The organism is Achromobacter denitrificans NBRC 15125 (genome assembly GCF_001571365.1).
GTDB lineage: Bacteria > Pseudomonadota > Gammaproteobacteria > Burkholderiales > Burkholderiaceae_B > Achromobacter > Achromobacter denitrificans.
This window is the reverse complement of the sequence record NZ_BCTQ01000012.1, coordinates 107,357-132,456: the sequence shown is the minus strand read 5'-3', so window position 1 is coordinate 132,456 and position 25,100 is coordinate 107,357. Positions and strand designations below refer to the sequence as shown.

Genomic DNA, 25,100 nt, shown 5'->3' with positions numbered 1-25,100 from the left:
CGGCGGGCCGATCCGTCCGCCCTCCGGCCGGCGGAAAGGCCTGCCCGCCATGTGGTCTAAAATTGCGCCGCCGCACAGGCATGTCCGAACGACCGTTAACCCCTTACTCCCGCATATCAATGGCCGTATTCACTCCCGTATCCGACGATGACGCGCGCGCCCTCCTGGCGCATTTCGACCTGGGCGAGTTCGTCTCGCTGCGCGGGATTACGGCGGGTATCGAGAACACCAACTATTTTCTCTACACGACCCGCGGCGAGTATGTGCTGACGCTGTTCGAGGTGCTGACGCAAGCCCAGCTACCGTTCTACATCGAGCTGATGTATCACCTGGCGGAGCGGGGCATTCCGGTGCCTCGCCCCCAGACCCTGCGCGACGGCACGCGCCTGACCACCCTGCACGGCAAGCCCTGCGCGATCGTTTCACGCCTGCCGGGCGGCTACGAGCCCGCCCCCGGCGCGGCCCACTGCGCCCTGGCCGGCGCCACGCTTGCCCGCGCCCACCTGGCCGCCCAGGATTTCCCGCTGCGCCAGCCCAATTTGCGCGGACTGCCATGGTGGCGGGAAACCGCGCCCAAGGTCATGCCCTTCCTGAAACCGGCCCAGGCCGAGCTGCTGAGCACGGAGCTGGCCGCGCAGGAGGCCGCCGCGGCCACGCCGACCTGGCAGGCGCTGCAGAGCGGTCCGGCCCATTGCGACCTTTTCCGGGACAACGTGCTGTTTGCCGGCACGTTCGAGGATCCGCTCATGGGCGGCATCATCGACTTCTACTTCGCCGGCTGCGACACGTGGCTGTTCGACGTGGCCGTCAGCGTCAACGACTGGTGCATCGAGCGGGACACGGGTGAGTTCGTCCCCGAATTGGTGGAATCGTGGCTGCGCGCCTACGCCGCCGAACGGCCCTTCACCGATGCCGAGCGCGAGGCCTGGCCCCTGATGCTGCGCGCGGCCGCGCTGCGTTTCTGGATTTCGCGCCTGTACGACTTTTTCCTGCCCCGGCCGGCGCAAACGCTCAAGCCGCACGATCCGAGGCACTTCGAAAGAGTGTTGCAGGCGCGCCACCGCCCGGGCCTGCCCATATTGCCGTAACGGTCGTGCCCCCCATAATGGCGTACAGCGTCCCTTTTTGAGAGATTCCCCCTTCTAGAGAGCCATGCAAGCAGCATTCCTACCCGCGGCATCCGGCTGGCACTGGGTTCGAGACGGCTTCCGTCTGTTCCGCAAGCAACCCCTGGCCATGTTCACCTGGGCCATGGCCATCAGCCTCCTGGTCATTTTCGCCACTGCGACGCCGCCCGTCGGGCCCATCCTGGTCGTGGCGCTGATGCCCATCATCACGCTGATGACTCTGTCCGCGTGCAAGCACGTCGAAGCAGACCGCGTCATGCTGCCCTCGATGTGGGCCAAGCCGCTCAAGCAGCCCGGCGTCTTCAGGAAGCTGTTCCTGATGGGCCTGCTGTATGCCGCGCTGTGCATGGTGGCGGGCCTGGTCATTTTCCTGCCCTTCACCGACGCGATGGTCGAGGGCATGCGCATCGCCTCGGTCGAAAAGAGCATGGAGCCGATCCTGTCGGCCATGGCCGTCCCGCTGACGCTATTCGCCATCATCTACGTCGTGATCGCGGCGCTCTTCTGGCACGCGCCGGTCCTGGTGGCCTGGCACGGGCTGCGCCTGGTCCAGGCGCTGTTCTTCTCGGGGATCGCGTGCTGGCGCAACAAGGTGCCGTTCATGGTCTACGGCGCCACCTGGGTCATGGTGTTCCTGTTCATCGACCTCTGCGCCGGCTTGCTGGTGGCCATCGGCCTGTCGCCCCAGCTGGCGGGCACGCTGCAGATCCCGTTCAACATCGCGGCGGGCGGCGTACTGTATTGCAGCTTCTATCCCGCGTACACCTCCGTATTCGGCATCGAGAACGCCGGCGCGCATCTCGACGACGGCAACGGCGCCCAGGCGTAACGCCACCCGCCAGGGCGGCAACGCCCGGCGCACCGCCACCACCCTTCCTGTCCGCGACACGAACGCCACGTCGATGGCGTAGCGCATGCCGAAGGTATGCACGCCCGCGCAAGGGGCCAACAAAATGCCCGAGCGCGGCCCCGGCGGGGGCCGGCCCAGCAGGCCCCGCATCCGGCCGCGCCACCCCGTGACCCTCAACAGCCTCAGGCGGCCGCGCGGCAAGGCCGAGGGGCGGCTCATTGCGCGCTCTGCAACAACTGGACCGCGATCGGGAAGGCCAGCACGATGAAGGTGCACGGGAAAATGCAGCCGATCAGGGGCAGGAGCATTTTCACGGGGGCCTGCATGGCCAGTTGCTCGGCGCGCAGGTGCCGGTCGCTGCGGCATTGCGCCGCCTGCGCCCGCAGCACCGGCCCCAGGCTGATCCCCAAGGCGTCCGCCTGCGCCAGGGCGGCCGCCCAGTTGCGGGCCAGCGGGCTGTTGCTGCGTTCCGCCAGGGCCTTGATCGCCGCGCTGCGCGACACCCCTGCCCGCATCTCCGCCAGGGCGTCTCCCAGCGCCTCGCGCAGCGCGCCGGGCGGCCCGCTCTGCGCCGCCAGCTGCAACGCCCCCTGCACGCTCAGGCCCGCCTCCACGCACAAGGTCATCATGTCGAACACGAAAGGCAGGTCGCGCTCGATGCCGCGGCGCCGCCGCCTGCCGAGATCCCGTAGCCAGAGGCCGGGCGCGGCGGCCGCCGCCAGCCCGGCCGCCGCGGCCCAAGGCCCCCATTCCCACGGACCGGCCTGCGTCAAAGCGATGGCGCCGGCGGCCGTCGCTCCGCCCGCCGCCACCGTCGCGCTCCAACACAGCGCCGCCAGGTGGGCATAGCCGATGCCCGCGGGCAAGGCCGCCTGCTCGATGGCGCGCGTGAGCCGCAAGCGCCAGCGCCAGGTGCACAGGGAACCGGCCAGCGGCGCCACGGCCGAGACCCACGGCCAGGCCGCGCGCCACCACCAGGGCAGCGCGGCGGACGCTCCGCGGTTTTCCAGCAACAGCGGCTGCAGGATGACCCATGCCAGCCAGCCTGCGCCGATACCCGCGCTCAACCAACCCAGATGCAGCCACATGCCGGCCCCCCCTCAGATATCGATCCGGATGATGCGCCGGATCAGCAGCACCCCGGCCACTTCCAGCACGCCCACAATGGCCAGCACGCCCCATCCCATGGGCGTGCCCCACAGCAAACCCATGATGTCGGGTTCCAGGCGATCCAGCACGGCAAGCAGCAGCAGGGGCAGCGCGCCCACGATCCAGGCCTGCAGGCGGCCTTGCGACGTCAGCGCCAGCAGCTTGGCCTGCAGTTGCAGCCGCGCGCGCAAGGTGTGGGCGATGCTCTCCAGCGCCTCGGCAAGATTGCCGCCCGTCTGCGCGGCGATGCGCATGGCCGCCACCACCAGCGAGGTCGAGTCGGCGGGCATGCGGCCGTGCAGGTTTTCCAGCGCGGCATCCCAGGGCACGCCCATGCGCTGCTCGCGCAGCATCAGGCCGAATTCCTGGGCCAGCGGCGCGCCGCTCTGCTCGACGACGTGGCGCAGCCCCGTTGCCAGCGCCACGCCGGCCCGCAGCGCGGACGCCAGCATCAGCAACGCCATCGGCAGCTGCTGCTCGAAACGGCGCGCGCGCCGACGCCGCAGCGCGTCCACGAGCGCGCGGGGCACCCGCGAAGCCAGGGCCGCCGCCAGCCCGGCAGCCATGGCGCTGGCCGTGATCGAAAAAGCCAAGGCGGCCGCCAGCGCCGCGCAGGCCACCGCGCCCGCCCACAGCTGGGCCGGATCGATGAACAGGAACACCTCGCTCAGCCGCAGGCCCGCCTCCTGCGTATAGACCTCCCGGTAGCGCCGCAACGCGGGCGCGAACCAGCTTTGCGCGCGCCACGCCAGCACCACCACGCAGACCATGGCGCCGCCCGCCGCCAGCCAGATCATGGCGCCCCCTGGGTGAAGACCGACGCGCCGGCCTCGCGGCCGGCCGCGTCGGAGAACCAGGACGGGTCGAATTCAACCCCGGCATCCGCCCATTCCCGAGCAAAACCCGGCAGGGCTCCGCAGCCCGCGAAGCCTCGATGGCGGTCGTGCCGGAACAGGTCCTGCAGCTGTATGCGCCCGCTTTCCATGCCCGTGACCTCGGCGATCGACGTCACCACGCGCTGCCCGTGCGCCAGCCGCGCCTGCTGCACAACGATGTCCACGCTGGCGGCGATGTGTTCGCGCACGGCCGTCAGCGGCAGGTCCAGCCCGGCCATCAGGATCATGGACTCCAGCCGCCCGAGCGCATCGCGCGGGGAATTGGCATGCAAGGTGGTCAGGGACCCCTCATGCCCCGTATTCATGGCGGTCAGCATATCGAACGCCTCGGCCCCGCGGCACTCGCCCACGACGATCCGATCCGGCCGCATGCGCAGCGCGTTGCGCACGAGTTCGCGGATATCGATGCGCCCGCGGCCTTCCTGGTTGGCGGGGCGTGCTTCCAGCGCCACCAGATGATCGTGGCTCAGGCAGAGCTCGGCGGCGTCCTCGATGGTGACGACGCGCTCGCCGTCCGGGATCTCGTTGGACAGGATGTTCAGCAGCGTCGTCTTGCCGGACCCCGTTCCGCCGGACACCACCAGGTTCTTGCGCGCGCGCACGCACAGCGCCAGGAATTGCGCCATGGCGCCGCTCAGCGAGCCCGCGGCGATCAGGTCCGCCATGCCGGGACGCTGCCGCGGGAATTTGCGTATGGTGAGGCTGGCGCCCTTCATCGCGACGGGCGGAATGATGGCGTGCACGCGAGAGCCGTCGGACAGGCGGGCATCGACCATGGGCGAGCTTTCGTCGATGCGCCGGCCCAGCGGCGTGACAATGCGCTCGATGGCCCAGCGCACCGACTCTTCGCTGGTGAACGCCGCCGGATGGCGCGACAGCCTGCCGCCGCGCTCCACGTAGATCTCGTCGTAGCGGTTGACCATGATCTCGGTGATGTCGCTCGCGGCCAGCAGCGGCTCCAGCGGCCCCAGGCCGACCGCCTCGTCCAGCACCTCGCGGCATAGCGCCGCGCGGTCCGCGCCGGGAGGAAGGTCGGTATCGGTGGCGACGATGTGGGTCAGCAGGCGCTCGGCCTCGGCGCGCAACATGCCGTCGCTCATGCCGGCCACGTCGCGCCGGCGCAGGTCCAGCGCTTCCAGCAAAGCGGCGTGCAGCCGCCGGCGCTCTTGCAGCCTTGGTTGCTGCGGCCGGGCCTGTGGCGGCGCGGGCGGAGGCTGCGGGACGGCGCCGGCCAGAGTTCGGCTCGTTTCGGCGGGGCGGGAAACCTCGGCGCCCTCTTCCGCGGCAGCCAGCGCCACCGGCGACAACGCCACGCGAAGCCGGCAGGGCCCGATCAGGATGTCGTCATCGGGCAGGACGGGAGCATGGCGCACGATCCGCACGCCATTGACCAGGGTGCCGGCCAGCGTGCCCAGGTCTTCCAGCACGATAGCGGCATCCTCTCGCAGCAGTCGGGCATGCTGGCGCCCCACCCGCCAGTTCGCGATACGCAGGCCGCAGTGTGCCGCCCGGCCGATCAACAGCGGCGCCGCCGCCTCCATGCGGCGCACGGCCGCGTCCTCGAATGTCATTTCGATGTCGAGCATGGCATCACTCCTGGTGTGGCGCGGCGCCGGAATCCCGCGCCACGCCCTGAAGCTCCCCCGCCACCCATTGGGAGCCCGCGCCCGAGTAGGGGTCCCACCCCGAAGCCGCTGCGGGCACCGCCGTCCCCAACCGGGGAGGCTCGGGAAATGCCGCCTCCAGCGCATCGCGGCCGCGCCGCACCCGGTCCGCCATGGCCGGCTCGCCTTGCGAAATGATCTTGGGCGTCACGAATATCGCCAGTTCGGTTTCGCGCAATTGATAACGGCGCGAGGAGAACAAGGCGCCCAGGATGGGAATGTCCTGCAGCCAGGGCAGCCCGTCGACCTCGCTGCCGCGCTCGCGCGACAGAAAGCCGCCGATGACCAGGGTGTTGCCCGACCGCACGTTGAATTCGGTGGACGCGCGCCGGGTACGAAGCGCGGGGCCGCCGGGCACGCTCAGCGAGGTATCGACCGAACTGGCCTCCACCTCGATCAAGGAACGGATGACCCCGTTGCGGTCGATGCGGGGCGTGATCCTGAGCGACACACCGTAGGGCTTGAACAGCGTCGTGGAATTGCCGCGAGAGTCGGTCGAGGCGTACGGCACTTCTCCTCCGGCCAGGAAGGTGGCGCTGGCGCCGCTGCGCGCCAACAGCTGGGGCTGGGCCAGCATGACGGCCTCGCCGCTCTGGGCCAGCGCGGCGATCCGGGCCGACAGCAGCGCGTTCACGCCGAAATAGCCCGCCGCCGCGGAAGCCGGGCCGGTGGTTTCGATCACGCTTTCGCCCGGGCGGCGCACGCGTCCCAACGACCCCGCGTCCCAGGCCATGCCGGCGTTGATGCCCCCCTGGCTCATGCCGTCCCAGCGCACGCCCATCTCCCTCAACCTGGAGGTGGGAATCTCAACGACCTGCACGTCCAGCAGCACCATGCGGTCCCAGCCCACCTGCCCGGTGAAATCCAACACCGCCGGATAGCGTTCGGCCAGGGCCGCGATCCGGGCGCGGTCGTCGTCGGAGAGATCGTCGCCCTCGATCAGGATGCGCCCGCCCACCTCGGCGCTGCGCGCGCCCGGAATGCGCGCCAGCAGGGCCTGCACCTCGGCCCGCAGGCGCGGCGCGCCGGCCGGCACGACCCGCAGTTCGTAGGCCTGGGGCCGGCCCGCCCCCGTCCAGACATGCAGCGAAGACACGCCCTCGGCGCGAGCGAACACCACCACTTCGCGGCCTTCGGCCGCCACCGCCCCGAGCACCTGGCCGTTGCCGATGGCCACCCGCCGCACGCCCGGATGCGACAGGATCCGCGTTTCGCCCACCTGGAGTTCGATCGCTTCGGCCGCCTGCGCCGACACGCCCGCCAGGCATGCCGCCAGGCCGGCCAGCAACAGCGCAACGAGGCGGGCGATCATGGCCGTTCCCCTTGGATGCCTGCAAGGCGCGCGCCGGAAGCATCGCGCCAGGCGGCGCCTTCGGCCCCATCCAGCCTGTCGCCGTAGAGGATGGCCACGCCCGGCGCGGCCTTGGGCTCCGGATCCAGGCCGATCAGCGAAGCGAGATCGCTCTGCGCCTTGCGACCGACCGCCGCCGAGTCATCGCGATGGCGCAGCAAGGCCGTGAGCGCGCCGGCCTGGCGCGCCGCCACGAAGCGCATGGCTTCGTCGGGGCTGGCGGCCAGCGTGATGTTGCCGGCGCCGCGGCCTTCGCTGGCGGCCTCGCCGCCGACGGCCAGCACGCGCATGCCTTGCAGCACCGGCACCGTCAGCTCCCGCTGCCGGTGCGAGAAGCTCGCGTAGATGTCGATGGCGTCGCCCACGCGCAGCATCTCGCCGAGTCCGCCCAGGTCGGAGGCGGCCACGGTCAATGCGCGCTGCCCGGCCTGCAGGCGGGATGCAAGCGCCGGTGCCGGCGCGTTGAACGTCAGATGGGCGCGAAGCAAGGGTTCGCCGTTGGCGACATCGGCCTGCAGGGTGGCGCCCAGCACGGACGCCAGGTCCAGCGGATCGATGCTGGCGCGGGAGGCCCATTGCTCGGGGATGTCGCGCACCGCCAGATGCGACTCGTCGAGTTGCGTGCCCGCGGGCAATTCATACGCGGCGACCAGCCGACTGACCATGGGCACGCGCGCCTCGGCCTCCAGCACCTGGATCCGCTGCTGCACATGCTCGCGCACCGCCCACGCGGACACCAGCCCGGCCGCCAACGCCAAGGCATACACGCCGGTTCGGCGCAGCCGCAGCGCGGCCTGGGTGATCGTGGCCCTCATGGCGCCCACCCGCTGACCAGCAAGCCGCTGCCCGCCTCCAGCGGCACCAGGGAAATGCGCAGGCGCGCCTGCCCGCGTGTCCACCACGGCGGCCCGTCCTGGGACGGCGGGCGCCGCCACCCGTCGCGCTCCAGGCCCGCTTCCAGCCGCGGCGCCACGCGCTCGGGCGGCAGCTCGTACTGCCAGATGCGTTCCGTGACCGTGGCGCCCTGGTCCTGCACGGCGATATCCAGCCTGAGCCGCCCGCCCGCGGGCAGCCAGGACGGCCCGGGCCGCTCGGCCCAGGCTCCGGGACTGGCCGAGGAAACGCTGCCCACCGTGCGGCGCGGCCCCAGGGCTTCCATCTGGACGACCCATTGCTCGTGCCCCACCCGGCCGGACAGGATCGCCTGGCCCGGCAGGATATTCAGGTCGGCCAGCGCCGGCTGCTGGTTGGAAAGAAAGCGGATCAGTTCCGCGATGCCCTGGGGCGCGTCGAACACCAGCACCTGGGCCGGCATGCCGTGCAGCCACACGCTTTCTCCCAACCGCTCATGCCGGGATCCGGGAGGAAGGCGCAGCGCCGCCAGCGTGACGGGGCCCTGCCCGGACGCAGGTAGCGCCTGGCCCCAGGCCGAGCCGGGCCACGCGCCGGCCAGGCACGCGAGCACGCCGGTCAGCCACAGGGGCGCTGCCTGCGCGGCGGCCCGGGCACGCCGGCCCGGCAACGCGCCGGCGCGGCCTGCGCGCATAGAAGATGAAAGAGATGAAGGCGATGCATTCACTTGCGTTGCTCCCCGCGCGCGCCCAGCCTGTCGGCGGGCACCACGTCTTTCCAGGCCGATAGCCAATCCAGCGACAGCCGCGGCCGGCGCCAGGGGCCGTCCAGCCTGTCGATGAGACGATCCAGGCGCCGGGCCTGGGCCAGCGAATCCGCTTCGGCCCGCCGCCAGGGTTCCCGCGCCTGCGCGATGCGGCGCTGCGCGTCGGCATCGCCAGAGGCATGCCCCGCGCCGCCGGCCACGTGGGTCTGGCGGGTGACGCGCAAGGGCTCCGGCCCCGCCTGGCGCGCCACGCCGGCCTCCACCGACAAGAGCCGCAGGCCCGCGCCGAACCAGGCATCCTGCAAGGCGGACACTCGCGGTGGCGCCACCCCGGCGAGCGGCCTGGCGCCGACGGCCAGCGTCGTGCCCGTCTTCATCGCGGCCAGGTCTTCGAGCGGCTGCCCCAAGGCGGCGGCCATCACGGCCTTGCGGCTGACCTGCGCCATTTCCTGGGCCGAGAATTGCAGCCCGCCGATACGCGCCACCGCCCATGCCAGCACGGCGAGCAGCGGCAGCATCAGCAGCGCTTCGACCACGGCCTGGCCGCGCTGCCGCGACGCGAGCGGACTCATGGCGCCTCCTTGGCCCGGGCCGCTTCCTGCGGTGTAACGGCGGACAATCGCGCCTGCCAATACGGCCGGAAAAGCGTGGCCAGCTCGCCCTGCCCATCGGCCCGGCGCTCGGGCCTGGCGAAGTAGGTTTCGGCGGCCGACATCACGTGGACGCTGCCGGACCGGCCCAATGCCGCATAGCTGAAACGGCCCATGGGCCCCGCGACCGGGCCGTCCGCGTCCGTGGTTTTCAAGGCAGCGCCGGGGAGCCTGACCGCCACGGCGAAACGCAGCGGGTCGCGATGACGCGCCAGCGCGACCTCGCGATACGCGGGTAAACCGCCGGCGGGCCAACGCTGCGCGCCGGCCATGGCATAGGAGTTGGCCAGGGGATTGGTCGCGCCGCTGAAAATATCCCACGAGGTGGACTGTTCGACCCAACGCCAGAAGTCTTGCTGGGAGAAATCGAGAGGGGGTTCCTCCACGTAATCCACCCATTCCGGCGCCTGGCTTTTCTCGCCTTGCGCCGTGCCCCACCCCATGGCGTATTCCCGGTAGTAGCAGCCGATCCACCGGTTCGAGCGCAGGGCATGGTAGGACTGCGTGTCCAGGGCACCCCAGCGGCCGTCGGGGCCGAGCCAGGTGGATCCGCGGCGGCGCAGTTCATGCCGATGCAAAGGGCAGCGCGGGCTGACCATCCAACCATTGCGGCGCGTGGCGCTGCGGCTATCGAGAAAACCGTAGCGCCCCGCGGCCTGCTCGACGGCGGGCCGAAGGCCGGCCTGGCGCGTGGCGAGGCGGCGTTCGACGTAGCCGGGCCAGCCGTCCGACAGCACGCGCAGCACCGGACCTTGCCGCCACGCGCCTTTGCGAGCGCTGCCGGCGACCGCCTCCGGAAAATTGACGGACAGCACCTTGCGCATGATGCGCTCGCGCGACGCGGCAAGTTCCGCGACGGCGGCGGCCGCGGCGGCCTCCAGCACCTGGCGGACGATACGGTCGTGCTGGCCGAATGCGGCTGCCAGCTGCTGTTCGGCGCCGGGCACGGTTTGCGCCGCCTGATAGGCCAGCCCCATGTCCGGCCCGAACAGCATGGCGATCAGGCCCGCCGGCGGATTGCCGCGCGCACGCTGTGCCTGCATCGTGCGCGCGTACTGCGCGGATGCCGCCAGCGTGACGAGGTGCGCCATGGCGACCTGGTGAGCGATCTGCGTGCGGTTGACATAGGCCAGCGCATTGAGCGCGCGCGCCTGTTCCAGCGCGCCGCTGTAGGCGGCGGCGTCGGCGGCGTGCGTGAGCCGCGCCCGCGACTCCACGGTCTGCCCCAGGTTGTAGAGGACGATCAGGGACGCGGCCGCGACCGACGCCATCAGCAGACCCAGCGCCAGCGCCTGCCCATGCTGGCGATGCAAGGACGCGCTTGCGGGCGTGCTCACTTCGCGTCCGCGGCGTTGCCGGTAAAGGACTTGAGCGAACGGGCCTTGGTCTGCGCGGCCGCTTTTTTCGCCGCCTGCTGCGCCGCGCGCGCTTCGTTGCCGCCGTCTTCCCCGGCGAGTTCACGCGCCATGGCCGCGGTCTGCGACCGCACCACCTGGCCAAAGTACTGATACACCGCAATGGCCGCCACGGCCACCAGCGCCACGACCACGATGTACTCTGTCATGCCCTGGCCCAACTGACGTTTCCGATACCCCGACATATCCGCTCTCCGACACAGTGAAAGTAGGCTTCAGTGTCGAATTCCCCGCCGGGAGCGACAATTCGCGGATACCGAGGCGGGCAAAAATGTCGCCGTCGCATTGACGGGCAGAAATCTTGTAACCCTCTAATATTCCAGGGTTTTCCCTATTGCCCAGCCTGCCACCCAGCAGTAGATTTGAGTTGCCGGGCTGTCTGACACCCATCGCGTGCGAAGCCGGGCAGGAGCGCCTCAGACTCACCATGAGCTGGGGCGCTCTTCCATTTGTGCGACCGCGTTTGCGGCGGCGCATCGGTATTGGGGGAGGCGTAGGCACAACCGTGCTGCCACATCACCACAGCCGCCCTCTCACCTCCCGTGAAACCGCCGGACAAACGCGTCGGGAATCAGGCCTATCCAGCCGCCTTCCCGCCCGCCGCTCGCAGGCCCGTCATGTCCAGGCGCCGGAAGATCCAGGCCGACAGCAGCGTAATCGCGCCCACGCAGAGAAAGCTCAGCGAGAACGCCCAGCCCAGAGCCGCGCGGCCCTCGGCGGAAAACAGGCCCACCAGCCCACCGCCTATGGTGACACCCAGGCCGATAGCCAGCATCTGAACCATCGAGAACAGGCTGTTGCCGCTGGCCGCGTCCCGCTTGTTCAGGCCCTTTAGCGTGACGCTGTTCATGGCGGCGAACTGCATGGAATTGGTCGCCCCGAAAAGCGCGAGTTGCGCCACTTGCAGGCCGAGCGGCCAGCCGGGAGCGATGGCGGCGAACGACATGATGGAAGCGCCCACCAGCACCGTGTTCACCAGCAGGAACGCGTCGTAGCCGAAACGGCGCACCAGCGGCGCGATCCAGGGCTTGGACACCGTTCCGGCGATGGCCGCGGGCAGCATCATCAGGCCGGATTGCAGGGGCGTATAGCCCAGCTGCAGCTGCAGGAGCAGCGGCAACAGGAACGGCACGGCGCTGCTGCCTATCCGGCACACCAGATTGCCCGCAAGCCCCACGCTGAAATTGGGCTCGCCGAACAGGCGCAGCTGGAACAGCGGGTTCTCGCGCCGCCTGGCATGCAGCACGTAGAGAAGCACGGTCAGGGCGCTCAGCGCGAACAGCGCGGCCGACCCGCCCAGGCGGCCTTCGCCGGCAGGCAGGTCCAGCGCGAGCGAAAAAGCCACCATGCACAGGGACAGCAGGCCGCAGCCCAGCACATCGAAAGGCGCCACGTCGCTCAAGGCATCCTCGGGCAGATAGCGCCGGACGGCGAACAGGCCGGCGATGCCGATGGGCACGTTGATCATGAAAATCCAGTGCCAGCTCGCCGCCTGCACCAGCAGGCCGCCCAGCGTCGGCCCGAAGATCGGCCCGACCTGCCCCGCGATGGAAACGAAGGCCAGGGCCGAGATGTACTGATCCCCCGGCACCGTGCGCAACACTGCCAGCCGGCCGATCGGCAACAGCATGGAGCCGCCCACGCCCTGCACGACGCGGGCGATGGTGAGCTGCGTCAGCGTCTGCGCCAGCGCGCAGAATACCGAACCCAGGGCGAAGACCAGGATCGCGGCCAGGTAGACGCGCCGCGTGCCGTAGCGGTCGGCCAGCCAGCCCGATGCGGGCGTCAGCATGGCCATGGTCAAGGTGTAGGCCACCACCACGGGCTTGAGCGCCAGCGCCTCTTCGCCCAGGCTGCGGGCCATCGCCGGCAAGGCGGTATTGACGATCGTAGTGTCCAGCGTCTGCATGAAAAAGCAGGCCGCGACGACCCAGAGCAGGGCGCGCTGTGAAGGGGGCTTGGGCATGGCAAGCATCGTACCGCGCCCATGCCGACGGGACGCTGACAGCGGCCGCCCTGCCGCCCGTGGATTCAGGCGATCCGCATCAGGCCGTTGTCGATCACCAGCGCGTCGCGCTCTACGACGCGCGCCCGGAAGGAGCCGTCCCGCCAGGCCTCCACCCGCAGCGTCTCGCCGGGGAACACCGGCCCCGACAGGCGCAGCGCCAGCGACCGCAGGGAGCCGCCGCCGGCCGCGGACTGCAACTGCCTGAACACGGCCTGCGACACCATGCCGAACGTGCACAGGCCGTGCAGGATGGGCCGCGGGAAACCCGCCGCCCTCGCCACCTCGGGATCGCTATGCAGGGGGTTGTAGTCGCCGTTGAGACGATAGACCAGCGCCTGTTCGGGCCGGGTGTTCAACGGCACGGCCCAATGCGGCGCGGACTCGGGCACGGCATGCGCGGTCCGCGCCTGCTTTCCGGCTCCCGGCATGCCGCCGTCGCCGCGCAGGACGTGGGTGGCGAAGGTCCGCGCGACGAGGCGTCCCGACGCCGCCTCCGTCAAGGTCTTTTCCGAATACAGCAGCAGGCCCTTTTCACCCTTGTCCACGACTTCGACGACCCGGGTCTTGCCTGCCAGTTCGCCTTCGGGCGGAATCGGATGGAAGAGCTCCATCCCCTGCTCGCCGTGCAGCAGCCTCACCGTGTCGGCGCCGATTTCCGGCGCCTTGAGCCAGAACCCCGGATAGCCCAGCACCACGGCCATCCACGGCAACGCGAGCGGATCGTGCTGTCTGCCCACGTGCGCCAGGTCGGTCAAGTCCAGCGGGTCCTGCCCCAGCCCGATCGACAAGGCGTACAGCATCGTGTCGCGCGCGGTGTAGCGCTGCCTGACTTCCGGCAGCTCGTAATTCAGCAATTGCTCGTAGCTCAAGCGCATGGCGCCCCTCCCCGTGGCCCGGAAATCGATTGCGCGGCGTTCGCCGGCAGCATCAGATCGGATCCCAGCTCATCACGTCCGGCGAGCGCTCCAGCGGATAGAAGTGCTTCTGCATCGCCGGAATCGCGATCTCAGCGATGCGCTGCGGCGTCCAGCCCTCGCTGAAATGCACTGAGCGCAGGGGGCGCGGCTGGCTCATCAGCATGATCTCGTTGGCGCGCACCGCGAAGATCTGCCCGCTTACCTCGCGCGCGGCATCGCTGAGCAGGTACACGGCCATGGGCGCGATCTTTCCCGCTTCCATTTTCTTCAGCTTTTCGACACGGTCCCGCTGCTGCGGCGTATCGGTGGGAATGGAGCTGGTCATGCGGCTCCAGGCCGAGGGCGCGATGCAATTGGAGCGCACGTTGTACCGCCCCATGTCCAGCGCGATCATCTTGGACAACGCCACGATGCCCAGCTTGGCCGCGCCGTAGTTGGCCTGTCCGTAATTGCCGATCAGGCCGGAGGTGGAGGTCATGTGGACCATCGCCCCGCCCTCCTGCTCGCGGAAATGCGCGGCCGCCGACCGGCTCACGAAGAACGTGCCGTCGAGGTGGACGGCGATCACCGAGCGCCACTCGTCTTCGCTCATCTTGTGGAACGAGCGGTCGCGCAGATTGCCGGCGTTGTTGACCACGCCATCGATGCGTCCGAACTCGTCCATGGCGCACTGGATGATGGCATTGGCCGACGCATGCGTCGCCACCGAATCGAAATTCGCGACCGCCATGCCGCCCGCCGCGCGGATCTCGGCGACGACCGCGTCGGCCGGCGCCACCGGCGCCTCGTCGGCCGACAGGTTGTCGCCATTGAGCGCGACGCCGATATCGTTGACCACCACCTTCGCGCCTTGCGCCGCCAATTGCAGCGCGACCTCGCGGCCGATACCGCCGCCCGCGCCGGTCACCACCACCACCTTGCCTTCCATCATGCGTTCCATGCTTCCCTCTCCTCGAAGCCAAACATCGTTGTCCTACTCGGTCGTTACGTTGGCGCGGCGCACCACTTCCGCCCACTTCTTGCCTTCGCTGCCGATGAAGGCGGCGAACTCCGCGGGCGAGTCCGGCTGGGGAACCGCCCCCTGATCGCGGATCTGCTTCTGCATGTCGGGCGTCTGGATGATGTCGACCACCTGCTTGTTGATCTCCGTCACGATCGCGTCCGGCGTCTTGGCCGGCGCCCACAGGCCGAACCACGAAACGACCTCGTAGCCGGGCACGCCGGCCTCCGCCACCGTGGGCACGTCGGGCAACTGCTCGCTGCGCTGCGCCGAGGTCACCGCCAGGACCTTCAGGCGCCCTCCCTTGATGTGCGGCAGCGCCGAAGGCAGGTTGTCGAAGATCATGGAGATCTGCCCGCCCAGCAGGTCGGTCACCGCGGGAGTGCTGCCCTTGTAGGGAACGTGCACCATGTCCACGCCGGTCATCATCTTGAAGGTCTCGCCCGACATATGGAGCGTGCTGCCATGGCCGGACGACCCGAAGGTGAGCTTGCCCGGATGGCTCTTGCCGTAGGCGATCAGCTCCTTGACGGTGTTGTACGGCGCGTCCTTGGGCACCACCAGCGCGTTGGGCACCATGGCCGTGCGGGTGATGGGCGCGAAGTCCTTGATGGCGTCGTACGGCATGGACTTGTACAGGCTGGGATTGATGGCATGGGTGCCGATCGTGCCCATCACCAGCGTGTAGCCGTCCGGCGCCGCGCGCGCAACCTGCGCGGTGCCGATGTTGCCGCCGGCGCCCGGCTTGTTCTCGACCACCACGGATACACCCCAGCGCTCGCTCAGCCGCTGGCCGATCACGCGCGCCAGGATGTCGGTGGTGCCGCCGGCCGAGAACGGGACGTTGATGGTGACCGGCTTGCCGGGATAGCCCTGCGCGCCTTGGGCGCTGGCCACGCTCGCGCTGCCCAGCACCGCCGCCAATCCCAGGATCGCCAAGGCTTTCAGGGGGCTCTTTCGCGCCAGGAATGCGGGCGCGTCGCTGTTAGTCGTTTTGTGCATTGTCTCCTCGCTTGTTTTCGGTTTTCCGTGGCGGCCCGCTTTAGTCCAGCAGCGCGAGCTCCTGCCCTTCTTCCACCTCGTCTCCAACCGCCACCAGGACCCTGGCGATACGGCCGCTTGCTTCACTTTCGACGGGAATCTCCATTTTCATGGACTCGACCTTGAACGCCTCGTCGCCCGGCCCGACCTGCGCTCCCTCCTCCACGCAACAAGCCACGACGCGGCCCGCCACGCTCGACACAATCTTCTTCATGCTCGCTCCTTTGTCGCCTCGGTTGATATCAATGCCTGCAAGCCGTCCACGGTCATCGCGCCCGCCTGGAACCGCTCGGACTTGAGCACCTGCAGAATCATCGGAATATTGGTCTTGATGCCTTCCACCCGGGTGTCGCCCAAGGCCTCGATCAACGCGCGCGTGGCGCCCTCGCGGGTATCGGCATGCGCGATGATCTTCGCGACCATCGGATCGTAGTGACTGGAAACCCGGTTCCCGGCGGCATAGCCGGTCTCCACCCTCAGGCCGGGCCGGGCGCCCGGCAGGTCGAACGTCTTCAGCACGCCCGGCGACGGCAGAAAGCGCACCGGGTCCTCCGCGTAGACGCGCGCTTCGATCGCGTGCCCCCGCAGCGCCGGCCTTTTCCCCGCGACCGAGGCCAGCGTCTCGCCCGCGGCCAGGCGGATCTGGGCCTGCACGATGTCCACGCCGGTCACGGCCTCGGAGATCGCGTGCTCCACCTGCAACCGCGTGTTGACCTCCAGGAAGGAGAAGCCGCCGTCCGGCGTGTAGAGCATCTCCACCGTGCCGATCACGTCGTAGCCGATCTCGCCCAGGATCGCCGACAGCCGGTCCGCCATGGCCGCCACGGCCTTGCGGTCGATGGCGGGCGCGGGCGCCTCTTCGATCACCTTCTGGTAGCGGCGCTGCGTGGAGCAATCCCGCTCGAACAACGACAGGACGTTCCCGTAGCGATCCGCCAGGAACTGGAATTCAATGTGGCGCGGCGCCTGGATGAACCGCTCCAGGTACAGGGAAGCATCGCCGAACGCTTTCTCGGCCATGCCGCTGGCGCGCTCCCAGCTGCCCGGCAGGGAGCGGACGTCCTCCACCGGAACCATGCCGATGCCGCCTCCGCCGCCCGCCGGCTTGATCAGCACCGGGAATCCCAGGGCCTCGGCGGCGCGGCAGACGGCCTCCAGGTCGTCGCGAGGCAGGATGGCCGTGCTGCCGCCCGCGGGCAGCCCGTGCCGCTGCATCAAGGCGCGCGCCGCCGCCTTGTTGCCCAGCGCGTCGATCCATTTGGGAGACGGCCCGATGAAGCAGTGCCCGGCCGATTCGACGCGGCGGGCGAACTGCGCGTTCTCCGACAGGAAGCCATAGCCCGGATGCAGCGCATCGGCCCCGCAGCGCGCCATGGCGTCGAGCAGCGCATCCTGGTTGAGATAGCTGTCGCGGGCGGCCGCCGGGCCGATGCAGACGCTCTCGTCGGCCCGCCCCACATAAGGCAGGTCGGCGTCGGCCTCGGAGTAGACCGCGACGGACTGCAGGCCCAGCGCCTTCACGGCGCGCAGGATGCGCGCGGCCGCTGCCCCGCGATTGGCGATCAGTATTTTTTTCATGGGCGTCGCCTCAGGGCCGGTATCCCGTGGCCACCAGGCCCGGCCGGCGCAGCGGCGCCGCCAGATTGGCGAACTCCACCAGCCGCGCCCGCGTGGACGCCGGATCGATGATGTCCTCGATCACGAACGCCTCGGCGCTGCGGAACGGCGACGTCAGGCTGCGCACCCGCGCTTCGATCTCCGCACGCTTGGCCTCCGGGTCGTCCGCCGCTTCGATCTCGGAGCGGTACGCGACCTCCAGCCCGCCTTCGATGGGCAGCGATCCCCATTGGGCCGACGGCCAGGCGTAGCGGAAGTTGAAGCGGCTGGAATTCTGGTGGCCGCCCGCGGCAACCCCGAAGGCCCGCCGCATGATGAGGGAGAACCACGGCACCGTGGATTGCGACACGGCGGTCAAGGCGCGCACACCGGCGCGCATCACGCCGTCCTTCTCGGCTTCCAGGCCGATCTGGAAGCCCGCGATGTCCACCATGTTCACCACCGGCAGGTGGAAGTTTTCGGCCAGGTCCACCAGGCGGATGAATTTCTCGGCGGTGTGGCGGTCCCAGCCGCCGCCGTAGTGATAGGGGTTGCTGGCGGCGAACAGCACGGGCCAGCCGTCGATCCGCGCCAGGCCGCCCACGATCGCCTTGCCCCAATGCCGCCCGATCTCGAACACGCTGCCCGGATCGAACAGGGTGTCCAGGATGGGCCGGATCTTGTAGACCTTGCGCGTGTCCTTCGGTATCGCCGTCCGCAGCCACTCCTGGTCGGCCGCGGCGGCGGGAACCTCGCCCCGGGGCGCCACCTCGTGCACCGACGCGGGCAGATACGACAGGAAGCGGCGGGCGGCCAGGAACGCCTCGTCCTCGGAATCCACCTCGTCGTCCACCACCCCATTGCGCGTGTGGATGCCGCTGCCGCCCAATTCGTTCTTGCTCAGGTGCTGGCCGATCTTGGCCACCACCGGCGGCCCCGCGATGAATAGCTGCGAGGTGTCCTTCACCATCACCGAATAATGGCTGCCGGCAACCCGCGCCGCGCCCTGGCCGGCCACCGACCCCAGCGCCAGCGACACCACGGGCACCTGGGTCAGGTTGCGCGCCACGTAGGCCCAGATCTTCATCTTGGGCAGCAAGGCATGGCCCATTTTCTCGATGTTCTTGACCGAGCCGCCCCCGCCCGTGCCGTCGATCAGGCGCACCAGGGGCAGGCGCAGGTCGAACGCCATCTGCTCGGCGTACATCATTTTGTCGCCGACCGCCCCGTCGTTCGCCCCGCCGCGCACCGTGAAGTCGTCTCCCACCACCACCACGGGCTTGCGGTCGAGCGTCGCGCGCCCCATGATCACGTTCGACGGCACCACGTTCGTGAGCCGGCCCTGCTCGTCGTATTCGCCGCTGCCCGCCAGCCCCCCCACTTCGAGGAACGACTCGCCGTCGACCAGCCGGCCGATGCGCTGGCGGATGTCCAGCTTGCCCGCGTCATGCTGGCGCTTGATCTTCTCCGGACCGCCCATGCGCAGGGAGTATTCCTTGCGGCGCTCCAGTTCTTCCAACTCGTGAGTCCAACTCATTACCGCCTCCAATTGCGGCGCCCGCCTCTCGGCTCAGGGCGCCAATTCGATCCACGCATCGTCCAGGGTCAGGGCCACCGCCGTCCGCGCCTGCAGGGTGGCGAAATCCAGCCCCCGCGCCATCGCCCGCACGCGCAACCCGTCCGGCGTCACGTCGATGATGGCGAGGTCGCTGTAGATGCGATCGACCACGCCCTTGCCGGTGAGCGGATAGCTGCATTGCGGCACGATCTTCGGCCGGCCGTCGCGGTCCACGTGCTGCATCATCACGAAGATGCGTCTGGCTCCCGCGACCAGGTCCATCGCTCCGCCCACCGCGGGGATCGAGTCCTCGCGCCCGGTATCCCAGTTGGCCAGGTCGCCGTCGGCCGACACCTGGAACGCGCCCAGCACGGTCAGGTCGATATGGCCGCCGCGCATCATGGCGAACGACACCACGTGGTCGGTGATGGACGCCCCGGTCTCCAGCGCAACCGGTTCCTTGCTGGCATTGAGCAGGTCCCCGTCGATCTCCTGCCCGGGCGCCAGGCCCTTCATGCCCAGGATGCCGTTCTCGCTGTGCAGCACGACGCCGCTGTCGGAAGCCAGGTAGTCCGCCACCAGGGTCGGCATGCCGATGCCCAGGTTGACGTAGGACGCGGGCGGAATGTCGCCGGCGACGATCTGCGCCATGCGTTCGCGCGATAAGGTTTCAATTGGCATTGCGGCACTCGACGATGCGTTGCACGAAGATCCCCGGCGTCATGACGTGCTCGGGCGCAAGACTGCCCAAGGGCACGATCTCGTCGACCTGCGCGACGGCGAGCCTTGCGGCCATGCACATCACCGGCCCGAAATTGCGGCTGGCGTAGCGGTAGGTCAGATTGCCCGCCTGGTCGCCGTACTGCGCCTTCACGAAAGCCACGTCGCCCGGCAGCGGCGCTTCCAGCACGTAGCCGCGGCCGTCGATGCTGCGGGTTTCCTTTCCCTCCGCCAGCCGCGTGCCGTACGCGGTGGGCGTGAAAAACGGGCCGATGCCCGCGCCGGCGGCGCGCAGCCGCTCGGCCAGCGTGCCCTGCGGCACGACCTCCAGCTCGATGCGGCCGGCGGCATACCATTCCCCGAACGCGGCCGCGTTCGGCTTCTTCGGATTCGACGAACGCGCGAAAGAGCAGATCACCTTCCGCACGCGCCCGGCCCGGATCAGCTGGCTCAGGCCGGCTTCGCCGTTGCCCGCGTTGTTGTTGACGATGGTCAGCTCGCGGGCGCCCGTCTCCAGCAGCGCCTGCAGCAGTTCCGTCGGCACGCCCGACGCCCCGAAGCCGCCGATCAGCAGCGTGGCGCCGTCCGCCACGCCGGCGACGGCGTCCTCCAGCGAGGGCACGATCTTGTTCAACATGGATTCCTCCAAGGCTATGGAACCGCGGACGCCTACAGCGCGTCCCGCGTACCGAGGATCGCGGTGGACTGGCTGGACAGGGTGCCGCCGTTGCCGTGCACCAGCGCCAGGCTCGGACTGTTCAGCTGGCGCTCGCCGCACTCGCCGCGCAGTTGCCGCACCGCTTCGACCATGAGGAACACGCCGTACATGCCCGGATGCACGCACGACAGCCCGCCGCCGTTGGTATTGACGGCCAGCCGTCCGCCGGGCGCGATCGCGCCGTCGTCGACGAAAGCGCCTCCCTCGCCCTTCTCGCAGAACCCCAGGTCCTCCAGGAACAGAATGGTATTGATCGTGAAGGCGTCGTACAGCATGGCCAGATCCATGTCCTTAGCGCCCACGCCGGCCATCTCGTAGCAGCGCCGGCCGGACTCCAGCGCGGCCGTGACCGTCAGATCGTGCATGGACGACACCTGCCGGTTCCACACGGCCGTGGCATTGCCCAGCACGTACACCGGCGCCTTGGCGCAGTCCCGCGCGCGGTCCGCCCGGGTCATCACGAATGCGCCCGCGCCGTCGCTCACCATGCAGCAATCGCGCACCGTGAAGGGATCGCACACGCGGCGCGCATTGGCCACGTCCTCCAGCGACAGCGCGTCCCGCATCGTCGCCTCGGGGTTCAGCTGCGCCCACTTGCGCGCCGCGACGGCAACCTCCGACAGCTGCTTGCGCGTGGTGCCGTACTGGTGCATGTGGCGGCTGGCGGCCAACGCGTAGGCCGCCGCCGGCATGGGCGGATCGTAGGGAGTCTCGAAGGGCTGGGGATCCAGGAACTTGCGCCCCCGGGTCAGGTCCGCCCGGTTGAACTTGGCCGTGCGCTGGGTGCTGCCGTAGCAGACCAGGACGGCGTTGCACTGCCCCGATTCCAGTGCATGCATCGCGGGCAGCAGGTGCGCCACGTAGCTCGACCCGCCTATCATGGTGCTGTCCAGGAACGTGGGCCGGATGCCCAGATACTCGACGACCGACATGCCCCACATGGGCGACAGGGAACTGCAGGTCGTAATGCCGTCGATGTCCTTGAGGCTCAGGCCGGCGTCCGCGATCGCGGCCATCGCCGCCTGCGTCAGCACTTCCTGCTCGGTATAGCCCTGGGCCTGCCCCAGGCCGGCCTGCCCCACGCCGACGATGGCCGCGCGGCCACGCAAATCGCGCAAGCTCATGCCGCCACCTCCGAGGGCTCGAACACGATCTGCGCCGCGTCGCCGATCATGGCGATGCGCGCCTGCACGCGCATGCCGATGCGCACATGCTCGGGCGCAACCGCCCTCACCTGGCTCATCATCCGCACGCCTTCCTCCAGATCGACCAGGCACACGTTGTAGTCGCCGCCCTGCTCGGGCTTGCGGGCCACGGTGGTGGTGGCGTAGACCACGCCGGCGCCCGAGGGCGCGAACCAATCCAGCGCCGCGCCGCCGCAATGCGGGCACACCCAGCGCGGATAGAACACCGCGTGGCCGCAGCCCACGCAGCGCTGGATCTCGAACCGGCCGGCCGCCAGGCCATCCAGATAAACCTGCTCGGGCCCCACCCCGGCCCGTGCCTTGCTCTGCATCTCCACCCTTGTCTCCTGTTGTCTCGCCTGGCGGTCCGGCCCCTTGCGCTATCGGCTGGGGATTCCGGCTTGCCGCCTTGCGGATCCGAACAACCGTCCAGGGTCGTTCAGCACTGCGGGCCAGTGTAGGGACGCGGATTCAAGAGATAAACGGACCCAAGGGCAAATCACCTTTAACTTTCTGCGATGGAATCGCTAAGATGGCGTGGGTTCCCGCGCCAGATCGCCATGTACATACTGATTGACCATCTCAAGCATGTCCTCAATTTCGTGCGTGTCGCCGACAGCGGCAGCTTCACCGCCGCCGCGCACCGCCTCGGGGTATCGCCGGCCGCCGTGAGCAAGAGCGTGTCCCTGCTGGAAGGCAAACTGGGTGTGAAGCTGCTGAACCGCACCACGCGCAGCCTGTCACTGACCGACGATGGCGAGCTGCTGTTGCAGCGTTGCCGCCTCATCCTGCTGGAAGTCGAGGCCACCGAAGCCGAAGTCACCGGCGCCAGCCTCACCCCGCGCGGCAAACTGCGCGTGCATGCGCCCGTGGGCATGGGAAGAAAAGTCATCATGCCGGCCCTGCTGTCGCTGACGGCGCGCTACCCGGGCCTGTCCATCAATTCCGATTTCAGCGACCGCGTGCCCAACCTCGCCGAGGAAGGGCTGGACGCCACCATCCGGATCGGCGTCACGGCGGATTCGCGGGTCATCGCCAAGACCCTGTCGCGGTTGCGCTACGTCACGTGCGCCAGCCCCGCCTACCTTGCCGCGCACGGCACCCCGGCCACGCCCGCGGACCTGGAACGGCACAACTGCCTGGCCTACGTCCAATGGCAGACCGGCCGGTATCACGAATGGGACTTCCAGAAAGGCGAGGAGCGCTACACCATCACCCCCGCGGGCAACCTGAACGTCAACCACCCCGAAGCCATCCTGGACGCCGTGGTGGCCGGCGCGGGCATCGCCCGCATGGCCAGCTTCATCGCCGAAGCCGCGGTGCTGGACGGCCGCCTCAAACTCATCCTGACCGACTGGATCGCCCCCGGCACGCCTGTGCAGCTGGTCTACCTCCCCAACCGCCACCTGTCGCCGCGCATCCGCGCCTTCGTCGAAGCCATGACCGAGGCCCTGCCTCCCAAGCTGCCTTGGGAAACGGCGATGGGATTGTAGGGAGGGAGCAGCCTGCAGAAGCAGCCGGGGCGCCCAGAGGGCGCCCCGAATACGCGATTTTCCCGCGCCGCGGGATTACAGCAGCAGCGGCGAGATCTTGCTGCCGTCGACCGATACGCCGGCCATGAGGCCGGCGTTGTTCAGCACGAAGCCGACGATGGGCTGCTGCGCCGTATTCGTATCGATACTGCCGTTGACGCCCACGTTGGCCACCGCGACCGTCGCATCCGCCCCCACCGTCCAGCCGCTGCTCTTGCGGAATTTCTCCAGGGCGCCGTCCGTCATGAACAAGATCACCATGGCCTTGGACTGGGCGCCGGCCTGCAGGCCGATGGACCCGCCGGTGACGCTGTAGTACCCGCTGTCGGCGCCCTGCACTCGCAGCACGCCCGATCCATGCTGCGCGCCCACGATGAAGCTCGCGCTCAGCACGGCGGGAAACACCAGCACGCCGCGCGCCTGCTCGACCAATTGCCTGGCCTGGGATGACGATTCATACAGCTTGGACAAAGTCGCGTTGGCCGCGGCGTCCAGCTCCTGCTTCTTCTCGGCAGCCGTGGCCGTCGACTGCGAAGAGGTCGTCGTGCAACCGGCGAACAGCAGACTGGCCACGCCGAGCATCGCGGCGGCCGCGCCGGTCCGGCGCAACTTCGTAAACGAATCAAGCATGTGGCGCTCCTTTCTTGTTATCGAGGCGGTCCGTCCGGTGTGCCCTGGACGACTGCTGCCATCCTACCCTGTTTTGGGTGCGCCACGGTTCAGACGGCACGCTGCAACGAGCACGGCCTCCCCCGGAAAATTCCGGCCGGCCATCAAACCGGCCCGCGATCGATCAGCGAAAGCGCTTCGTTTACGGCGAACAGCTTTGCGTTGACATGCGGAACGCCAAAGCTTTTAAGACGAGCGGTGTGCATCGCCAGATAGGCCTGCGCGCTGGAAGCGTCCGCGAAAAGGTAAATGCCCCCTGCTTCGCCGGAGCTCTCGTTCTCAGTCCATATTTTCCAGAGCAGTCCGCGCTCTTCCGCAATCGATCGCGCCAAGCCTTCCATGGCCTCGCTCATTTCCTGGCCCCAAGGACCTGTGTAGGGAAAATCAACCTGGAGTATGTAGCGCATAAAGATCCTTGCTTTCGTTTCCGCTGACTCTGCCTGGCGCAATGCCGCTTCCAGGCTCATGATAGGCGTCCCGAAACTCGGCATGCAACTCTGGGGCCGGCAAGAACAAGGACTGGAGAGATTCGGACTCGCCACCCAAAAACGGGCCGGCTCGGCGGCCCGCCAACGGCGGCAAACCAACAGCGGACGAACCGGCTCAGTCGAAACTGACCAGAAAATGAGCGCTCGTGTAAATACCGTCGACGACCGCACCGACATTCGGAATTGCCCCCGACAGCGTCACCGTCACGGGTTGCGGCACTTGCGGAGGCGAGAGCTTCCATTCCCAAGCCAACGTGCGACTCGTAGCGGAATCATTGGTGCCCGTCGACTCCCGCGGCTTCGAGCCCAGACATTGCGCAAACTCACCCGCGAGCCCTGTGTACAGGGCGAACAGGCGCCCCTGTAGCTCCGTCGTCATGGCGACCTTCTCGGGAACCGGCGGCAGCTCGACATGACACGACGCCGACCTGACCGGCTCACCGCCCCGATAGGTCTTCTCCCGGATGTAGCACATCTTGAAAGGCGCCCCGTCCACCTTGGCCTTCCAGCTCTGACGCTGGAATGGGGCTCCCGGCCGATTGGACGTCGGGACCTCTTCGCCGAGCAGGCTTTGCCAGCGGTTCGGCTTCTCCGTGGCGAGCAGTTTGATGGTGGAGCATTGCGAGTCTGTCATCGAGAACGCGGGTGGGGTTCCAATCGGCGCAAGCCCCAGTGCTGCTACCCCCAGGCCAAACCGCAACGCGTTCACCGCAGGCTGGATTTTTGCCATGCCCATCTCCAATTCCGCGCCGGTCGTTACGGTCAGCTCCGCGCGCCCCAATCCCGTTGACTCAACGCCGAACACAAATGATCGGTGCGGCGGTCTTGCCGGTCAATCGGATTGACTCACGCTTTTGGATTAGTTCGATGGGCTTCCGGATCTCGTGGCCCCCAAAACAGAAAACGCCGATGACTTGAGCTTCAGGCTAGGACAGGGTTTTATAACCCT

Annotated in this window: 26 protein-coding genes and 1 pseudogene; 3 read left to right on the top strand and 24 right to left on the bottom strand. The window is 68.8% G+C overall.

Features of this window, described 5'->3' with window-relative positions:
• Positions 1-119: 119 nt before the first annotated feature.
• Complete coding sequence (locus ADE01S_RS12620; RefSeq protein WP_062682035.1) at positions 120-1,088, top strand: homoserine kinase; 969 nt, start codon at positions 120-122, stop codon at positions 1,086-1,088.
• 64 nt (positions 1,089-1,152) lie between these two features.
• Positions 1,153-1,956, top strand: a complete 804-nt coding sequence (locus ADE01S_RS32085; protein ID WP_062682034.1) for a BPSS1780 family membrane protein — start codon at positions 1,153-1,155, stop codon at positions 1,954-1,956.
• A gap of 9 nt (positions 1,957-1,965) precedes the next feature.
• Here ADE01S_RS32085 and ADE01S_RS32080 read toward each other — a convergent pair.
• From ADE01S_RS32080 to ADE01S_RS12515, 21 genes and pseudogenes are all read right to left on the bottom strand, one after another.
• Positions 1,966-2,127 (bottom strand): annotated as a pseudogene (locus tag ADE01S_RS32080) (DUF192 domain-containing protein); the annotation flags it as partial.
• Between the two features lie 65 nt (positions 2,128-2,192).
• Positions 2,193-3,065 (bottom strand): type II secretion system F family protein, encoded by an 873-nt coding sequence (locus ADE01S_RS12610; RefSeq protein ID WP_062682033.1) that lies wholly within the window; start codon positions 3,063-3,065, stop codon positions 2,193-2,195.
• A gap of 12 nt (positions 3,066-3,077) precedes the next feature.
• Positions 3,078-3,923 carry a type II secretion system F family protein gene (locus ADE01S_RS12605; RefSeq protein ID WP_062682032.1) on the bottom strand — a complete coding sequence of 282 codons (846 nt, stop codon included), beginning with the start codon at positions 3,921-3,923 and terminating at the stop codon, positions 3,078-3,080.
• Positions 3,920-5,608 carry a TadA family conjugal transfer-associated ATPase gene (locus ADE01S_RS12600; protein WP_062682031.1) on the bottom strand — a complete coding sequence of 563 codons (1,689 nt, stop codon included), beginning with the start codon at positions 5,606-5,608 and terminating at the stop codon, positions 3,920-3,922. Before ADE01S_RS12600 ends, ADE01S_RS12605 begins: the two co-directional genes overlap by 4 nt.
• Positions 5,609-5,612: 4 nt before the next feature.
• Positions 5,613-6,998 (bottom strand): type II and III secretion system protein family protein, encoded by a 1,386-nt coding sequence (locus tag ADE01S_RS12595; RefSeq protein WP_062682030.1) that lies wholly within the window; start codon positions 6,996-6,998, stop codon positions 5,613-5,615.
• Positions 6,995-7,852 (bottom strand): Flp pilus assembly protein CpaB, encoded by an 858-nt coding sequence (gene cpaB, locus ADE01S_RS12590; protein ID WP_075873303.1) that lies wholly within the window; start codon positions 7,850-7,852, stop codon positions 6,995-6,997. Before cpaB ends, ADE01S_RS12595 begins: the two co-directional genes overlap by 4 nt.
• Positions 7,849-8,583: a hypothetical protein gene (locus ADE01S_RS12585; protein WP_242663404.1), complete on the bottom strand. Its 735-nt coding sequence runs from the start codon at positions 8,581-8,583 to the stop codon at positions 7,849-7,851. Before ADE01S_RS12585 ends, cpaB begins: the two co-directional genes overlap by 4 nt.
• A gap of 29 nt (positions 8,584-8,612) precedes the next feature.
• Positions 8,613-9,227, bottom strand: coding sequence for a hypothetical protein (locus tag ADE01S_RS12580; RefSeq protein ID WP_062682029.1), 615 nt, complete (start codon positions 9,225-9,227; stop codon positions 8,613-8,615).
• Entirely contained in the window at positions 9,224-10,642 is a 1,419-nt protein-coding gene (locus ADE01S_RS12575; protein WP_062682028.1) for a hypothetical protein, read from the bottom strand. Before ADE01S_RS12575 ends, ADE01S_RS12580 begins: the two co-directional genes overlap by 4 nt.
• Complete coding sequence (locus tag ADE01S_RS12570) at positions 10,639-10,905, bottom strand: hypothetical protein (protein ID WP_062682027.1); 267 nt, start codon at positions 10,903-10,905, stop codon at positions 10,639-10,641. The genes ADE01S_RS12575 and ADE01S_RS12570 overlap by 4 nt, the downstream gene beginning before the upstream one ends.
• Before the next feature lie 392 nt (positions 10,906-11,297).
• A complete protein-coding gene (gene mdtD, locus ADE01S_RS12565; RefSeq protein ID WP_254916337.1) occupies positions 11,298-12,728 on the bottom strand; it encodes a multidrug transporter subunit MdtD in 1,431 nt (476 codons plus the stop codon).
• 23 nt (positions 12,729-12,751) lie between these two features.
• Positions 12,752-13,603: a MaoC/PaaZ C-terminal domain-containing protein gene (locus ADE01S_RS12560; protein ID WP_062682025.1), complete on the bottom strand. Its 852-nt coding sequence runs from the start codon at positions 13,601-13,603 to the stop codon at positions 12,752-12,754.
• A gap of 52 nt (positions 13,604-13,655) precedes the next feature.
• The gene (locus ADE01S_RS12555) at positions 13,656-14,585 is read right to left on the bottom strand and encodes an SDR family NAD(P)-dependent oxidoreductase (RefSeq protein ID WP_062682024.1); all 930 of its coding nucleotides are present in this window, start codon (positions 14,583-14,585) and stop codon (positions 13,656-13,658) included.
• Between the two features lie 33 nt (positions 14,586-14,618).
• Positions 14,619-15,647, bottom strand: coding sequence for a Bug family tripartite tricarboxylate transporter substrate binding protein (locus tag ADE01S_RS12550; protein ID WP_082775769.1), 1,029 nt, complete (start codon positions 15,645-15,647; stop codon positions 14,619-14,621).
• Positions 15,648-15,687: 40 nt separating this feature from the next.
• Entirely contained in the window at positions 15,688-15,900 is a 213-nt protein-coding gene (locus ADE01S_RS12545; protein ID WP_062682023.1) for an acyl-CoA carboxylase biotin carboxyl carrier protein subunit, read from the bottom strand.
• On the bottom strand, positions 15,897-17,264 hold the full coding sequence (locus ADE01S_RS12540; protein WP_062682022.1) for an acetyl-CoA carboxylase biotin carboxylase subunit: 1,368 nt from the start codon (positions 17,262-17,264) through the stop codon (positions 15,897-15,899). Before ADE01S_RS12540 ends, ADE01S_RS12545 begins: the two co-directional genes overlap by 4 nt.
• A 10-nt stretch (positions 17,265-17,274) precedes the next feature.
• Positions 17,275-18,819 carry an acyl-CoA carboxylase subunit beta gene (locus ADE01S_RS12535; protein ID WP_062682021.1) on the bottom strand — a complete coding sequence of 515 codons (1,545 nt, stop codon included), beginning with the start codon at positions 18,817-18,819 and terminating at the stop codon, positions 17,275-17,277.
• Between the two features lie 33 nt (positions 18,820-18,852).
• Complete coding sequence (locus tag ADE01S_RS12530; RefSeq protein WP_062682020.1) at positions 18,853-19,521, bottom strand: 3-oxoacid CoA-transferase subunit B; 669 nt, start codon at positions 19,519-19,521, stop codon at positions 18,853-18,855.
• The gene (locus ADE01S_RS12525; protein WP_062682019.1) at positions 19,511-20,197 is read right to left on the bottom strand and encodes a 3-oxoacid CoA-transferase subunit A; all 687 of its coding nucleotides are present in this window, start codon (positions 20,195-20,197) and stop codon (positions 19,511-19,513) included. Before ADE01S_RS12525 ends, ADE01S_RS12530 begins: the two co-directional genes overlap by 11 nt.
• 32 nt (positions 20,198-20,229) lie before the next feature.
• Positions 20,230-21,402, bottom strand: coding sequence for a thiolase family protein (locus ADE01S_RS12520; RefSeq protein WP_062682018.1), 1,173 nt, complete (start codon positions 21,400-21,402; stop codon positions 20,230-20,232).
• On the bottom strand, positions 21,399-21,794 hold the full coding sequence (locus tag ADE01S_RS12515; protein ID WP_062682017.1) for a Zn-ribbon domain-containing OB-fold protein: 396 nt from the start codon (positions 21,792-21,794) through the stop codon (positions 21,399-21,401). The genes ADE01S_RS12520 and ADE01S_RS12515 overlap by 4 nt, the downstream gene beginning before the upstream one ends.
• Positions 21,795-22,022: 228 nt before the next feature.
• On the opposite strand from ADE01S_RS12515, the gene ADE01S_RS12510 reads away from it, so the two are divergent.
• Positions 22,023-22,955 carry a LysR family transcriptional regulator gene (locus ADE01S_RS12510; RefSeq protein ID WP_062682016.1) on the top strand — a complete coding sequence of 311 codons (933 nt, stop codon included), beginning with the start codon at positions 22,023-22,025 and terminating at the stop codon, positions 22,953-22,955.
• A gap of 75 nt (positions 22,956-23,030) precedes the next feature.
• Here ADE01S_RS12510 and ADE01S_RS12505 read toward each other — a convergent pair whose 3' ends face one another.
• From ADE01S_RS12505 to ADE01S_RS12495, 3 genes are all read right to left on the bottom strand, one after another.
• A complete protein-coding gene (locus ADE01S_RS12505; RefSeq protein ID WP_062682015.1) occupies positions 23,031-23,624 on the bottom strand; it encodes a BPSL1445 family SYLF domain-containing lipoprotein in 594 nt (197 codons plus the stop codon).
• A gap of 143 nt (positions 23,625-23,767) precedes the next feature.
• Positions 23,768-24,130, bottom strand: a complete 363-nt coding sequence (locus ADE01S_RS12500; protein ID WP_305954980.1) for a monooxygenase — start codon at positions 24,128-24,130, stop codon at positions 23,768-23,770.
• A gap of 136 nt (positions 24,131-24,266) precedes the next feature.
• Complete coding sequence (locus ADE01S_RS12495) at positions 24,267-24,881, bottom strand: hypothetical protein (RefSeq protein WP_131828727.1); 615 nt, start codon at positions 24,879-24,881, stop codon at positions 24,267-24,269.
• Positions 24,882-25,100 lie beyond the last annotated feature (219 nt).